This window comes from Streptomyces sp. NBC_01276, assembly GCF_041435355.1.
Lineage (GTDB): Bacteria > Actinomycetota > Actinomycetes > Streptomycetales > Streptomycetaceae > Streptomyces.
Genome location: NZ_CP108442.1, coordinates 8,028,074 through 8,041,875, shown reverse-complemented (window position 1 = coordinate 8,041,875; position 13,802 = coordinate 8,028,074). Strand labels below are relative to the sequence as shown.

Below are 13,802 nucleotides of genomic sequence, written 5' to 3'. Positions count from 1 at the left end.
CCGCGATTTCGGTTCGGCGGCCTTCCTGCTGACGCCCCACGGGCTCTGCCGTGCATCACCCCGGGTTTCGCCGGGCGGAGTCCGCGAGCCGTTCGGCGAAGGCCTCGACGAGGCCGCGGAGCTCCTGCGGGCGTTCGATGACGAAGGGCCGGTCCATCGAGGAGAGTACGGCGGGCAGCCAGTCGAGCCGTTCCACGCGCAGTTCGACACGGCACCAGGCCTCGGTCCCCGGGCCTGCGCCGGCCGGGGAAGGGAGTTCCGTCACGAGGGCGATGCCGACGGGCAGTCGGGGGTGGACCTGCGCGTTCGTCCCCTGGACGCGCAGGGTCACCTCATGCCGGTACGGAACCGTGGCGAGCGCTGTCAGGACGCGCTCGGCCGGATCGATTCCGGCGGGCGGTTCGAACGAACCGGGCAAGATCCTCGCGCTGGTGATGCGATCCAGCCTGAAGGTCCGGTCCTCACCCGCCGAGAGGTCCGCTGCCGTCACGTACCACCGGCCCGAGTGGGCGACGACCCCGTACGGGTGCAGGGTGCGCTCGCTGCGCCGGCCGTCGCCCGCGGTGTACCGGATCGAGACCGGCCGGTGGTGGTGCACGGCATCGGCCACCGGGAGGAGGACGGCGGGTTCCGGGGCCGCGCCCGCCCTGCCGGGCGGATCCGCGAAGGCGAGCGAGGCGAGCACGGCATCGAGCCTGCGGCGCAGCCGTTCGGGCAGTACTCGCCGGATCTTCGCCGCAGCCGTCTCGCTCGCCGTGTCCGTGGCCGTCGTCAGGCCCGATCGGCGAGCGGCGACCAGGCCGAGCAGCACGGCGAGCGCTTCGTCGTCGCTCAGCATGAGCGGGGGCATGCGGTATCCGGGGGCGAGCCGGTAGCCGCCGTAACGGCCGCGCACCGACTCGACGGGCACGTCGAGGTCGACGAGCTGCTGTGCGTAGCGCCGTACGGTGCGTTCGTCGACGGCCAGCCGATCGGCGAGTTCGGGCACGGTACGGATACCGCCCGACTGGAGAAGCTCCAGCAAGGTCAGGACACGGGCGAGGGGGCGGGGCATACCGAGAAGTCTCCCGCAGATACCGGGCGGGTTCCGCCCGGTATTGGTCGTAGCGTGCGGTCATCAGCACCGACCAGCCAGAGGAGAACATCCGTGGACTTCGCCTCCATCCGCATCATCACGGGCGACATCGCCCGCCTCGTCGACTTCTACGAGCGCGCCACCAAGGTGTCCGCCACCTGGGCCAACGAAGACTTCGCGGAGCTCAGGACCGCCTCGGCCACTCTCGCGATCGGCAGCACCCGTACGGTCCCCCTCTTCGCCCCCGGCTCCGCCCGCCCGGCCGACAACCACAGCGTCATCCTCGAATTCCTCGTCGACGACGTGGACGGCGTACACGAGAACCTGAGCGGTTTCGTGGAGGACTTCGTCAACGAGCCCACCACGATGCCCTGGGGCAACCGCTCGCTCCTCTTCCGCGACCCCGACGGCAACCTCGTCAACTTCTTCACCCCGGTCACGCCGGCCGCCATCGAGAAGTTCGCTCGCTGAGAGCAGTACGGCGGACGGCCGCCTCCCGTCGGGCGGCGCAAGCGCTGAGTGCGGTACGCGTTTCGCGTTCGCGAAGGGTCGGGGCCGGATCGTGGCGATTCGCCCCGGCCCCGACCAGTGGGGCGGGATCCCCCACAGGTACGGCAGGACCGCCCGGTCCTACAGGGCAGCCGTCACCTTCACGTCACGCTTGTGATGGATCGTGACGCTTCGATGCCGCTAGGGGGCGGTGCACACGACGTAGGCGTACGCCGAGGCCTCGCCGGCGGAGGTGTTCCTCACTCCGACCTCCCAACCCGCCGCCGTCGGGGCCGAGTCGGTGATGAACGTGGACGTGCTGCTGGTCCGGCCCCCTCCTCCGGTCGGTACCAAACCGGAGGGACAGTTCGCCGTGGCGAAAGCGAAGCCACCTGCGGGGATCGTCACCCGCGGGCCGGAAATCTGGAAGTGCTGGGACAACGGCGCCGCGACTCCGGGCCCGGCGGGCGGAGCAGGCTTCGGCGGATCGTCACTGGAGGCCCCCGCCGTCGCGGTGGTCGAACCCGTGACGACGAGCACAGCGGTGGCTACGACAGCCAGGGCAAGGGGGCGGATCGGCTTCATGACGGCCTTCCTTGGGGCAACGGAGTTCGGGACACTCCTGGACTCCCCTGCTCCTCTGCGGTGATGCGGTGACCCACTCGTCCGGTCTAGGAAGAAACGTATGTGCGGATATCAAACGGGTGACCCGCACCGGCTGCCTTCCCGGTGTTCCGCGATGGGGCCGGCCACGATCACACCCTCCGGCCGGATGCGGCGTGGGCCTGGTACGCCCAGTGGAAAGTGCCTCCCCAGGCCGTAAAGAGGCCCTGCCGTGGGAGCGTTCAGCGGGTGCGTTCGCTGCGCAGCCGGGTCCAGACCGCCGCGCCGAGCATGAGGCCCCACAGGACGAAGAGGCCGTACCAGAAGAGGCCCCAGGCGGCCTGCGGGTGGGCGTCCTTGGCTCCCGGCCAGGTCCGGCTGTAGCCGTGGCCTGTCTTCGTGTCCATCGCCGCTACGGTCGTCATGACTTCCCCCGCGCTGACGACCACGTCGGGCGCCCAGAGGATGCCGCGTGCGGCGAGAAGGCGGGCGGTGGCCGGTTCGTCGAGTTGGTTGTTCGCCGGTCCGGCAACGGCGGCGCACCGCAGTCGCGGCACCGTGCGGGCGGTCAGCGAGCCCCCGAGCGCGGCCGGCACGAGGACGTCGACCTCCGTGGTGAGGGCATCGCCCGGATCCACCCAGGTCGCGCCCAGCTCCACTGCCAGACCGCGCCTGGCCGGGTCGATGTCGGTCACGACGAGCCCTGCGCCGGCCCGGTGCAGGAGCCGGGCCACATGGCTGCCGACCGCACCCAGCCCGATCACGCCGAAGGTCCGGCCGGCGAGCTCCGGTGACCCGAAGCTCTCCTCGGCCACGGCGCCCAGTGCCGCGAGGTGCCGCGCGCGGTGTGGAAGGAGGAGTCGCCACTGCCACCGTCCTCGACGGGCCGGCAGCACACGTGCGTGGTGCGTTCGGCGATCACGGAATGTCGGCCGGGCTGCTTCCCACGTCCGGGCCCACGGTGTAGCGGCCACCGAGCGTTTCGATCACGTCGCCGAGGTCGTGGAGCAGCGCCGTGCGCTCGGCACCGGCCGGCCGGGCGGCGGTGGGGAGGGCGACGACCGCCTTGGCGCCGCCGTGCGGCAGACCGGCCAGCGCGTTCTTCGCGGTCATCGCCGCCGCCAGGCGCAGCGCGTCCGCGTTCGCGGCGGCGGGGTCGGGGTAGTGGGCGATCCGGCACCCGCCGGCGGCCGGGCCGAGAGCGGTCGAGTGGATCGCGATGGTGATCACGAGGCCGCTGCGGCGGCCGCGCACGATCTGTACCAACTCATGTGCGGGATCGGGGGCGTTGAGGGCCATGGCGTCGTTGAGTACGGATGTCATGCCGTGAAGCTAGGTGCTCCGGCGGAGGTTGCGAGCGTTGGCCGAACAGAATTCGGGGCGGAGGCCACAATCGCCGCATGGACGAACTTGATTCGGCGATAGTCGGCCATCTGCAGCGCGATGCGCGGCAGACCAACCGCGACCTCGCCCGCACCCTCGGCATCGCCCCGTCGACCTGTCTCGAACGCGTCCGCTCGTTGCGCGCCCGCGGAGTCATCACCGGCTACCACGCGGCGGTCGACCCGGCCGCCCTGAACCGCCGCGTCCAAGCGCTCATCCACTTCCAGATCCGGCCCCTGAGCCGGGCGGTCATCGAGGCGTTCAAGACCTACGCCGCCGGCCTGCCCGAGGTCAGCACGGTGTACGTCGTCACCGGAGGCGACGACATGATCGTGCACGTCTCCGCGCCCAGCGTGGACCACCTCCACGGCTTCCTCATGGACAAGTGCTTGACCGGGCGCCATACCGGGGGCGGCCCTGGTCGGCGCATCGGCACATGACGGGCCCGGGGCGTCGTCAGCCCGTCCACCTCCTCAACGCACCACCTCTCCGGCGACCGGGTCCGTCCGGCCCCCGTGCGCGGGGTCCGCGTCGGCCTCGGCTCAGGTCAGTCCCCACGACCACGTGCCGTCGGCGGTGACGAGGCAGGCGAGGACCACGATGTCGGCCACGCCCAGGGCGATGGCGAGGCGGGCTCGGCCGGGCCGGGCCGTGCGCTGCCACAGGGCGAGGGTGCCGAGGCCGATGGCGATGGGGCCGAGCAGCAGGTTCATCACCAGCAGCCCGACCAGGCCGAGGACGAACGCGACGACTGCCATCGCGTCGGCGTCGCGGGTGCGGGTACGCGTACGGGCCGGAGCCCTCACGCCGGTCCGGGGGCGCATCACAGACCCTCCCGACGCCGTTCGGGACGGTGCCGCGACAGCCGTTCGCGCGCGGCGAAGAGCAGCAGCCAGAAGGCGATCGCGAAGCCGCCGGCCACACTGACCGGCACCGGCACATGGGCCACGGCTCCGAGTACGACACCCAGGACGAGCAGTGCGCCTACGAGGAAGAGCACCGGGGGTTCCTCCTGTCTTCAGGGAACGGTCGCCCCCCGGGTACCCGGACCGGCCCACCTCAAGCCGACGTCCGGCCGCCTGCCCGGGGATTCCGCCCCTGCGGGGGGGGTGCCGGCGTCCCCATGGCCCCGGCGCGCCGGGGCGGCCTTCGCCCGGGGCCGGGCGGATGCACAATGGGCCCGGTGAGGCGAGGTGACGATGGCTGAACGCATGGTTGACGTGGATGGTGTCGAACTGTGCACCGAGCCCTTCGGAGACCGGTCGGACCCTCCGGTCCTGCTCGTCATGGGCACCGGCGCTTCGATGCTCTGGTGGGAGGAGGGCTTCTGCCGGATGCTCGCCGGGGGCGGGCGGTTCGTGATCCGCTACGACCATCGCGACACCGGTCGATCGGTCACCCGCGAGCGCGGCAGGTCCGGGTACACCGGCGCGGATCTGGCCGGCGACGCCGTCGGAGTTCTCGACGCCTACGGGATCCCGGCCGCACACGTGGTGGGCGTCTCCGCCGGTGGGGCGCTCGCCCAGCTGATCGCACTCGACCGCCCCGACCGGGTCCTCTCGCTCGTTCTGATCAGCACGTCCCGCGCCGTGCCCGGCGGCCGAGAGCTGCCCCCGCCGACCGGGGAGTTCCTGCGCTTCGTATCGTCCGCAGAGGCCGATTGGTCGCGCACCGCCTCGGTGATCGATTACCTGGTCGAGTACGCGCGCGTGCTCGCGGGAAGCCGGCGCCGGTTCGACGAGACCGCCGTCCGCGACCTCGTCCGTCGGGACGTCGAGCGTGCACACCACTTCGCCGCCGTGCGGAACCACGACTCGCTGCCCGAGGGCGAGCGACCGCGGCGGCCCCTGTCGTCGATCTCCGTGCCCACGCTGGTGATCCACGGGACGGCGGACCCGATGTTCCCCTTCGGGCACGGCGAGGCGCTCGCCGAAGCGATCCCCGGCGCCGGGCTGTTGGCCCTGGAAGGTGCGGGCCACGGGGTCGACCGGGCCGACTGGGAGACGATCGCCCGCGCGGTCATCGCGCACACCGTTGTGGACGACCCTGTCCGCGCGCCTCGCCGGAACGCGGGTCCGCGACGTACGGATGTGGGGTGCGATCCGGACACGGGTGCGTGAGGGCCGTGCACCGGGCGCGCAGTACGTCACCGCTTCGTCTGACCGGGGGTCCTGGTCGGCCTCGGCCACGCGGTGTGGACACGCACAGCTGCCGCGCCGGAAGGGCCCGGTGATTCGGGCTGCCGGCGACACGGAATCGGCTGGGGTCGGGCCGGGCCCCGAGCGGAGCTTGGTGGATATGCCCCGGGGCCCGGGGGTGGCCGACGCCCGCCCGTCGGCCACCGTTGCGTCCCGGCTCAGCAGCCTCCGCAGTTGTAGTAGAGGACGTCCCAGTGGTTGCCCTCGTCCGCGTAGACGTTGCCCGAGCCGGACTGCCACATGGGAGCTCCGTCGCCGCGCAGGCCGATGTAGGAGAACGTGTTCTTGACGTAGTTGGTGAGGCACGAGGCCTTCGCGTAGTCGAGCTTGTAGCCGTTCCAGTGGGAGTACGTGCCGCTCGCGTGGCCCGTCTCCGTGCCGCCGGTGATGGTCAGGGCGCAGCCGGTGGCGCTCTTCAGCGTCTGGGCGCCCTGGGCCGTGGCGAGGTTGAGCTGGTCGAAGGACGTGCAGGTCGGGTTGTTGCGGTCCGAGCAGTTGCCCGACGAGGACCATGCGATCCCGGCCTGGCGGAACATCGAGGTCGCCGTCGCATGGCTGATCTTGGTCGCCGCGTGGGCCTGTGTCGTACCTGCCAATGCTCCGAAGCCCGGTACGAACAGCGCGCCGAGGACGAGTAGGAGTGCGGTGACGACGGATCGGGTCTTCACGTGGGAAGCCTCCTGCTGGGTGAACACGAGCGGTGGGGGCCGTGCCCGTGCGGGTCGGGCACCGCGATGGTGCCCGACCGCGCCGCCGTTGCGCCAGAGGGCCGCGTGCCGTGGAGTGCGCCCCGGCTCCCCTCCCCGGCCCCTCCCCTGTCGCTACGGATGCCCGCACTGCCCGGCCGCGGGCCCCGCCGCACGCCCCGCCGCACGGGGCGGCCGGGTCCCTGAGGGCGCCTCCGTACGGCGCGGCAGGGCCGGGGTGTCCATCAGCCGTTGAGGTTGTGCATGTACTCCGCGGCGTAGCGGTCGCCGGAGGCGATGCCCCGGGGGGCGACGGCTTCGATCGCGGCGATGTCCTCATCGGTGATCGTCACGCCGGTGGCGGCGATGTTCTCCTCCAGGTAGCCGCGCCGCTTCGTCCCCGGGATCGGCACCGCGCCCCGGCGCAGCACCCAGGCGAGGGCCAGCTGGGAGGGGGTGACCTTCTTGGCCTCCGCGAGGCGCCGTACGGCGTCGACGACCGCGAGGTTGCGGGCGAAGTTCTCCCCCTGGAAGCGGGGGTCCGTCCGGCGGAAGTCGTCCTCGGCGAAGTCGTCGGGGCTGGTGATGGCGCCGGACAGGAAGCCGCGGCCCAGCGGGGAGTAGGCGACCAGGCCGATGCCGAGTTCGTCGAGGGTGGCCTGCACCCCGTTGTCCTCCAGGCCCCGCTCGAACAGGGAGTACTCGGTCTGCACGGCCGTCAGGGGGTGGACGGCGTGCGCGCGCCGGATGGTGGCGGCGGCGGCCTCGCTGATGCCGAGGTAGCGGACCTTGCCCGCCGTGACCAGCTCCGCCATGGCGCCGATGCTCTCCTCGATCGGCACGTCCGGGTCGACGCGGTGCAGGTAGTACAGGTCGATGTGGTCGGTGCCCAGGTGGCGCAGCGAGCGGTCGGCGGCACGGTGGATGTAGGAGCGGCGGCCGTTGTGGCCCCGGACGGCGCCGTCGTCGTCGATCTCGATGCCGGTCTTGGTGGCGATGACCACCTGGTCGCGGCGACCGGCGATGGCCTTGCCGACCAGCTGCTCGTTGACGAAGGGGCCGTAGCCCTCGGCGGTGTCCAGCAGGGTGACGCCCAGCTCCAGCGCCCGGTCGATGGTGGCGAGCGATTCGGTTTCGTCGGTGGCCCCGTAGAAGGCGCTCATGCCCATGCAGCCGAGGCCTTCGGCGCCGACCTGCAGACCCTGGGAGCCGAGTGCGCGCAGTTCCATGGTGTTCTCCTTGAGGGGAAGTGACTGGTCCAGCCAGGAAGTAACTAACCGGTTATCTACACGATGCACGAACCCTGGCCCACATGTCAATAACCAGATAGTTACTTGCTAGCCTGGGGGTCATGGCACGTGATTCCAGCGCAACGAAGGCCCGTATCCTCGCGGCCGCCTTCGACGAGTTCGCCGCGTACGGTATCGCCGGGGCCCGGGTCGACCGCATCGCCGACACGGCCGGGGCGAACAAGCGGATGATCTACGTCTACTACGGCAACAAGGAAGGCCTGTTCGACCAGGTGCTCCTGCAGGCCGTGGAGCAGGGCGCGGAATCGGTCCCCTTCGACGCGGGGAACCTGCCCCGCTACGCCGGCGCCATTTTCGACCACCTCACGGCCGACCCGCGGCTCGTGCGGCTGGTGATGTGGAAGCGGCTGGAGCGCCCGGAGGCCACCGCCCTGGAGGCGGAGGCGTACGCACGCAAGGCGGCCTCCCTGGCCGCGGCCCAGCGCGACGGGCGGGTCGACCCCACACACGACCCGGCCGACCTGCTCATCCTGGTCCTCGGCCTGGCCCAGGCCTGGTACACCACGACCAGTGGTGGCGGGGGCGCCGAAGAGCACCGCTCCGGCCATCGTGCGGCCGTGGTCGACGCCGTTGCCCGTCTGGTCGAGGTCCGCGACCGCGCCCCGGGCAACCCGGCCGCCTGATACGGGGGCACCCCGCCCGGGCGGGGAGTCGGCGCCCTCGGGGTGTGATCGCGGCGGCCGACGGGGAACAGGCGAGGGTATGCCGCACGTCGCACATCCCCCCGCCCCTCTCCTCCCCCGCCTCCTGCGTCAGCTGCTGTCCAGGCGGCGGGACCCCGTAGTAGTGCAGAGCGTACGGTCCACCGGAGCCGCGGTGGTGTCGTACGTCATCGCGCTCCGGCTCAGCGACGAGCCCGCTCCGCTGACGGCCCCGCTCACGGCCCTCCTGGTGGTCCAGGTCACCCTGTACTCCACGCTCACCACCGGGGTGCGCCGGGTGAACTCGGTCGTGGCCGGGGTCCTGGTCGCGATCGGCTTCAGCGCGCTCGTGGGCCTGACCTGGTGGAGCCTGGGACTCGTCATCCTGGCCTCACTGGTGGTCGGGCACCTGGTCCGGGTGGACGAGTTCGTCCCGGAGGTGGCCATCAGCGCGATGCTGGTCCTCGGCGTCACCCGGGTGGCCGACACCGCCTGGGACAGAGTGCTGGAGACGCTGATCGGCGCGGTGGTCGGACTGGCCTTCAACCTGCTGTTCGCCCCGCCCGTCTGGGTGGAACCCGCCAGCCGGGCGATCGACGACCTCGCGGCCCGCATGGCCACGCTGATGACCGGAATGGCCGACGGGCTCACCGGGCACGCCACCGTCGCGGGAGCCGTGACCCAGCTGCACGAGGCACGCCGGCTCGACAACGACATCGCCGGGGTCGACGCCGCACTGCGCCAGGCGGAGGACAGCCTGCGCATGAACCCCCGCGTACGGGAAGGGCTGATGTTCCGGCTGGTCCTGCGCACGGGCCTGGACACCCTGGAGATCTGCGCCGTCGTGCTGCGCGTCTCGGCCCGGGCACTCACGGACCTGGCGAAGGCGCGCGAGGACGAGCCGCTGTTCTCACCCGCGGTGACCCGGTCCCTTCAGGACCTGTTCGGGCACATGGCGCTGGCCGTCCACAGCTTCTCCCGGCTGATCACCGCACAGGTCACCACGAACGCCGAGGAGCAGGAGGAACGGCTCACGCGGGAGCTGGGCATGGCACGGGAATCCCGGGACCTGCTGGCGAGCCTGCTGCTGGAGCAGCTGCGCACCGCGCCCGCGCAATGGCAGCTGCACGGCGCCCTGCTCGCCGATGTGGACCGCGTGCTGGACGAACTCGACGTGGACAAGCGGTCCCACCGGCTCATGGAGGAACTGGACCGCCACTCCCGGCTCCGGCGAGGGCGCGGCGGCCGGCTCCCCGGTGTGCTGCGCCGCCGCGGGTGACCCGAGCCGCCGGGACACCCTGGCAGATCACCCGCGCCTGCACGGGCGACTTCTTCGACCGGCACCTCAAGAGCCTGCCCGCGCCGCGCCTGGACGGGCCGACGGCCGCCGACGCCGAGGTGGCGTTCCAGCGGAGCTGACGGCTCGGGCGTCGCCTCAGGCGCGGGCGCGTCCGGCCGGGGCTCCCGCCTGCGCGATGACCACGTCGAGCAGGGCCAGCAGGCAGTCGCGCGCTTCCCTGCGGGAGCGGGCGTCCAGCAGGAGCACGGGGGTGGCGGGGTCCCTCAGCCGTAGCGCCGCGGCGATCTCCTCGGCGGTGTAGGACTGTTCGCCGTGGAAGCAGTTCGCGCCGACCACGAAGGGCAGACCGCGGCTCTCGAAGAAGTCGATCGCCGGGAAGCCCCGGTCCAGGCGGCGCGTGTCGACGAGCACGAGCGCCCCCAGGGCGCCGTTCAGCAGGTCGTCCCACATGAACCAGAAGCGTTCCTGGCCCGGTGTGCCGAACAGGTAGAGGACGACTCCGGCGTCGGCGAGGGTGATCCGGCCGAAGTCCATCGCGACGGTGGTCAGCGTCTTGGACTCGATCCCGTCGAGGTCGTCCACACCGATTCCCGCGGACGTGAGCCGCTCCTCCGTACGCAGCGGCTCGATCTCGGAGACCGCCTCGACCAGGGTCGTCTTGCCGACTCCGAATCCCCCCGCGATGAGGATCTTGACGGGGGACGCTCCCTGGGCGGCGGGGGCGTCGGGGGTGTCATATCCGGGCAAGGTTGTCCCTGATTTTCATGAGCAGGTGGACATTGGTGGTCCCGGCGCCGTCCAGCGGCGGCCGGTGGTGGATCAGCCCGCGTTCCGCGAGTTCGCCCAGCAGGAGTTTCATCGGCGTGAGGCGCATGTGCATGCGGGCCGCGATCTCGGCGACCGCCAGTCCGCCCGGCGGCGCGCACATGGTGAGGACGGCCCGCCATTCGGTGGCCAGGCCGGTGTGGGCGTCGTCCCCGGCGACCGCCGCCACGATGGTGGTGTCCATGGTGAGGACGGTCTGCGGAGCGGCGGCCGTGCGGCCGTCGGTCAGCGCGTACAGCCGTGTCCTGCGCGGGCTCCGGCGCTGCGGCTCGTCCGGCATTACGACGTCGGTGCGGACGTGCGCTCGGGTGTTCCCAGCCACTCGCCGAGCGCCTGGGCGGTCCGTACGGCCTCGCCGCCCAGTTCGCCGAGCCGTGCCTTGCGGGAGGTCACCACGATGAGAGTGCTGCCTTCACCGCACCCGACGACGCAGAGGTACCGGTCGTCCATCTCCACCAGCTGGCGGATGACCCGGCCGCCGTCGATCTCCCGGGATATCGCCTTCATCGTGGCGGCCACGCCGGAGGAAGCGGCCGCGATGCGTTCCGCCTGGTCCCGCTCCAGCAGGTAGGCGCTGAGCTTGATCCCGTCGTTGGACAGGAGCACGGCTCCCTCGATGCCGGCGATCCGGCTCAGGTTGTTGTCCAGGATGCCGTAGATCATGTCACTGGCTGTCGTCGTCATGGCCGATCCGTTCCGAGCTCTGCTTCCACTTTCCTGGTCCCCTCTTCGTAGTCCGCCCAGGCGTCGGCCACCTCTTGGGGTGTCTCCGCGTCCCGGTCGCCGGCTTCCGGCTCCGGGGCGCGGGGGCCCCGGAGTTGCCTGGTGAGGTGGGTCTGCGGGACGCGCTCGGGCAGGGCCGGCCGGGCACCGCCGGCGGCCGCGGCGCGGGTGGGCAGCGACCGTGCGGGCCGGGGCGTCAGGGGGGCGGGGGCCGGCGGGGCGTCGGCCCCGGGCTCGCGTACCGGCTCGCGTACGGGGCCGGGCGCGGGTTCCCGTACGGGCTCGCCTACGGATTCTCGTACGGGATGGAGCACGGCCGCCGGACCCGGATCCCGCTCGGGCCTCCTCGGCCGGGGTTCCGCCTGCCCTCCGGCAGGCGCCAGCAGCCCGCTCGGCAGGATCACCACGGCAGCCGTCCCCCCGTACACCGAGCGCCGCAGCGTGACCCGGGCCTGGAGCTGGTCGGCGAGGTGGCCCACGACGAAGAGGCCCAGCCGGTGCGCGTTCTCCGCGAGGACGGAGTACGGCGGCGCCGAGTGCAGGCGCTCGTTCATGGCCTCGTACCCGGAGGCCGGGACGCGGGGCCCGCGGTCCTCGATCTCGAACGACAGCCCGTCCGGCACGAGTTCGGCGCGGACGACCACCTTCGCGCGGGGCGGCGAGAACCGGGTCGCGTTGTCCAGCAGCTCCGCCAGCAGGTGGCTGATCTGGCTGATCGCGTGGGGCTCCACGCTCGCCTCGTCCAGTGCCTGCCGTTCGATCCGCCGAAAGTCCTCGACCTCGGCGGCGGCCTCGCGGAGCAGGTCGGCGACGCGCATGGGCTCGGTGTGCGGGTCCGGGATGTCGCCGCCGGCGAGGATGAGCAGGTTCTCGATCTGTCGTCGCATCCCCACCGTCAACTGGTCGGACCGCATCAACTGGGCCAGGAGCGCTTCGTCGTGGCCGAAGGCGTCCTGGAGGTCCTCGGTCAGGCTCAGCTGCCGGCTGACGAGGTTTCCGGTGCGCGAGGCGATGCCCGAGGCGAACAGGCCGAAGCCGTGCCGCTCGGCCGCGAGTTGCCGGTGCCCGTCGACGGACACGGCGACCACCCGGGCGAAGGCGTCGGCGATCTGCCCCACCTCGTCCCGGCGCCCGCGCACGACAGGCAGTGCCTGCGGGTCCACGGGCTCCCCGCGCTGGAGCCGGGCCACGACGTCGGGCAGCGTCTCCTCGGCGATGGCGACCGTACGGGTGTGCAGGCGGTTCAGCCGGCGCAGGACCGACCGCGTGGTGAGGACGACGACCCCGGTGACCAGCAGCAGGGCGCCGCCGCTGGCCCCGACCAGCCAGTACACCTCGGCCTCCAGCGCGGAAGCCTTCTCGTCGGCGTGCGCGAGCACGCTCCGCGCCCGGTCCAGGTCGAGTGCGGCGAGTCCCGGCGCGACGATGCGGTGTGCGGCGGGCCAGCCGTCGACGTCGGCCGGCAGCTTCACGCCGGTCGGGGTGTCCTTGTGGTTGGCGACGACCGCGTTCTCGATGCGGAGCTTGGTCTGCCAGGCGTCCGAGCCGGTGAGTCTGTCGTACGACGCCTGTTCGGCGGGAGAGAGGTACGGCACGATCCAGGTCTCGTACAGGTACCGGTGGGTGCCGACCGCGTCGAGGAAGTCGGAGAAGGCGGTGGCCGCCAGTTCACGGGACGGCCCGGCCAGGGCGAGGGCCGTGTCCTCGCGCGCAACCATCTCGGCGGCCGAGAACAGAGCCACGGCGGGCCTGCTCTCCTGGGCGAGTTCGGCGTCGTCCGCGTGGCTGAATTCATCCTGGTAGGCGCGGATGATGTCGTCGATCACGTCGGTGTAGTAGCCGACGGCCTGTTCGGCACTGCCGCTGTGGGCGTCCGCGCGTTTGCGGTACGAGGCCAGCAGGTCGAGCCGCCCGCCCACGGCGGCGAGGCGCCCTTCGCCCTGCCCGGAGCCCTGCGCCGCGTCGTCGCCGCCCGTACCCGGGAGCCGCCGGAACTCCCCTGCCGCCCGGTCCGTTTCGGCCCGCTTCTCGCGCAGGATGTCGTCGGACACGGGTGAGCCCGCCCACCGCGCCGCCGTCATGGCCCGCTCGGCCTGGAGCTCGGTCATCAGGCTGACCAGCGGTACTCCGATCCGCCGGCCAGCCTCCACGTCTGCGCGCAGGTGCTCCGACTGGGCCAGCAACCGCTGGGCGGTCACGGTGACCTGGGCCCCCATCGCCACGGTCGGGACGACGGCCAGGCAGACCAGCAGCGTACGCAGGCGCACGGTGCGGCGGCGCCTGACGGGCGGCGGGCTCGGTGGGCCTTCGGGTGCCATCGCAGACATCGGTCCTCGGGAGCGGCGGAGACGGGACGGCCTGGGTGCGGGCATGGGGGAACTGCCGACACGGCCCTGTGGGGTGAGGCTGCCGATCATATCCAGCCAGTCCGAATAAACGGAGACCTTACTTCCATACTTCTGCGCGACCAAGACGCCGACTCCGCTTCCCGAACGGCCCCGGACGCCAAAACGGCGCACACGCCGACGGGGACTCCGCCGGCGTGTGCGCCGCAGTACCTTGGCGCGGG

17 protein-coding genes are annotated in these 13,802 nt (G+C 72.0%); 6 read left to right on the top strand and 11 right to left on the bottom strand.

The genetic code is table 11. The annotated features are described in order from the left end of the window. Positions 1-55 precede the first annotated feature (55 nt). Complete coding sequence (locus tag OG295_RS36115; protein ID WP_371680891.1) at positions 56-1,054, bottom strand: helix-turn-helix transcriptional regulator; 999 nt, start codon at positions 1,052-1,054, stop codon at positions 56-58. Between the two features lie 93 nt (positions 1,055-1,147). Here OG295_RS36115 and OG295_RS36110 point away from each other — a divergent pair, with 93 nt between their 5' ends. Beyond that, positions 1,148-1,546, top strand: coding sequence for a VOC family protein (locus OG295_RS36110; RefSeq protein ID WP_371680890.1), 399 nt, complete (start codon positions 1,148-1,150; stop codon positions 1,544-1,546). Positions 1,547-2,409: 863 nt separating this feature from the next. On the opposite strand, the gene OG295_RS36105 is transcribed toward OG295_RS36110, so the two are convergent. Together OG295_RS36105 and OG295_RS36100 are read right to left on the bottom strand one after the other, a co-directional pair. After that, entirely contained in the window at positions 2,410-2,982 is a 573-nt protein-coding gene (locus OG295_RS36105; protein ID WP_371680889.1) for an NAD(P)-dependent oxidoreductase, read from the bottom strand. 103 nt (positions 2,983-3,085) lie between these two features. Next, positions 3,086-3,490 carry a Glu/Leu/Phe/Val dehydrogenase dimerization domain-containing protein gene (locus OG295_RS36100; RefSeq protein WP_371680888.1) on the bottom strand — a complete coding sequence of 135 codons (405 nt, stop codon included), beginning with the start codon at positions 3,488-3,490 and terminating at the stop codon, positions 3,086-3,088. 77 nt (positions 3,491-3,567) lie between these two features. Between OG295_RS36100 and OG295_RS36095 the strand changes: the two genes are divergently transcribed. Further along, entirely contained in the window at positions 3,568-3,990 is a 423-nt protein-coding gene (locus tag OG295_RS36095) for an Lrp/AsnC family transcriptional regulator (RefSeq protein ID WP_371680887.1), read from the top strand. 102 nt (positions 3,991-4,092) lie between these two features. On the opposite strand, the gene OG295_RS36090 is transcribed toward OG295_RS36095, so the two are convergent. After that, positions 4,093-4,374, bottom strand: coding sequence for a DUF4190 domain-containing protein (locus OG295_RS36090; RefSeq protein ID WP_371680886.1), 282 nt, complete (start codon positions 4,372-4,374; stop codon positions 4,093-4,095). Then, positions 4,374-4,550, bottom strand: coding sequence for a hypothetical protein (locus tag OG295_RS36085; RefSeq protein ID WP_371680885.1), 177 nt, complete (start codon positions 4,548-4,550; stop codon positions 4,374-4,376). Before OG295_RS36085 ends, OG295_RS36090 begins: the two co-directional genes overlap by 1 nt. Before the next feature lie 211 nt (positions 4,551-4,761). Here OG295_RS36085 and OG295_RS36080 point away from each other — a divergent pair, with 211 nt between their 5' ends. Next, on the top strand, positions 4,762-5,670 hold the full coding sequence (locus OG295_RS36080) for an alpha/beta fold hydrolase (protein WP_371680884.1): 909 nt from the start codon (positions 4,762-4,764) through the stop codon (positions 5,668-5,670). Positions 5,671-5,906: 236 nt separating this feature from the next. Here OG295_RS36080 and OG295_RS36075 read toward each other — a convergent pair whose 3' ends face one another. Together OG295_RS36075 and OG295_RS36070 are read right to left on the bottom strand one after the other, a co-directional pair. Next, complete coding sequence (locus tag OG295_RS36075; RefSeq protein WP_371680883.1) at positions 5,907-6,416, bottom strand: hypothetical protein; 510 nt, start codon at positions 6,414-6,416, stop codon at positions 5,907-5,909. A 263-nt stretch (positions 6,417-6,679) separates the two neighbouring features. Continuing rightward, a complete protein-coding gene (locus tag OG295_RS36070; protein ID WP_345196776.1) occupies positions 6,680-7,663 on the bottom strand; it encodes an aldo/keto reductase in 984 nt (327 codons plus the stop codon). 122 nt (positions 7,664-7,785) lie between these two features. Between OG295_RS36070 and OG295_RS36065 the strand changes: the two genes are divergently transcribed. The 3 genes from OG295_RS36065 to OG295_RS36055 all read left to right on the top strand — a co-directional run bounded on the left by OG295_RS36065 (position 7,786) and on the right by OG295_RS36055 (position 9,804). Further along, entirely contained in the window at positions 7,786-8,367 is a 582-nt protein-coding gene (locus OG295_RS36065; RefSeq protein ID WP_371680882.1) for a TetR family transcriptional regulator, read from the top strand. Between the two features lie 79 nt (positions 8,368-8,446). Next, positions 8,447-9,664 carry an aromatic acid exporter family protein gene (locus OG295_RS36060; RefSeq protein WP_371680881.1) on the top strand — a complete coding sequence of 406 codons (1,218 nt, stop codon included), beginning with the start codon at positions 8,447-8,449 and terminating at the stop codon, positions 9,662-9,664. Further along, positions 9,661-9,804 (top strand): hypothetical protein, encoded by a 144-nt coding sequence (locus OG295_RS36055; protein WP_371680880.1) that lies wholly within the window; start codon positions 9,661-9,663, stop codon positions 9,802-9,804. Before OG295_RS36060 ends, OG295_RS36055 begins: the two co-directional genes overlap by 4 nt. 16 nt (positions 9,805-9,820) lie before the next feature. Here OG295_RS36055 and OG295_RS36050 read toward each other — a convergent pair whose 3' ends face one another. The 4 genes from OG295_RS36050 to OG295_RS36035 are packed head-to-tail and all read right to left on the bottom strand — an operon-like array spanning position 9,821 to position 13,500. Next, on the bottom strand, positions 9,821-10,432 hold the full coding sequence (locus tag OG295_RS36050; RefSeq protein ID WP_371680879.1) for an ATP/GTP-binding protein: 612 nt from the start codon (positions 10,430-10,432) through the stop codon (positions 9,821-9,823). After that, positions 10,419-10,790, bottom strand: a complete 372-nt coding sequence (locus tag OG295_RS36045) for a DUF742 domain-containing protein (protein ID WP_371680878.1) — start codon at positions 10,788-10,790, stop codon at positions 10,419-10,421. The genes OG295_RS36050 and OG295_RS36045 overlap by 14 nt, the downstream gene beginning before the upstream one ends. Beyond that, positions 10,790-11,194, bottom strand: a complete 405-nt coding sequence (locus OG295_RS36040; RefSeq protein ID WP_371680877.1) for a roadblock/LC7 domain-containing protein — start codon at positions 11,192-11,194, stop codon at positions 10,790-10,792. The genes OG295_RS36045 and OG295_RS36040 overlap by 1 nt, the downstream gene beginning before the upstream one ends. Then, complete coding sequence (locus OG295_RS36035; protein WP_371680876.1) at positions 11,191-13,500, bottom strand: nitrate- and nitrite sensing domain-containing protein; 2,310 nt, start codon at positions 13,498-13,500, stop codon at positions 11,191-11,193. Before OG295_RS36035 ends, OG295_RS36040 begins: the two co-directional genes overlap by 4 nt. Positions 13,501-13,802: the final 302 nt, after the last annotated feature.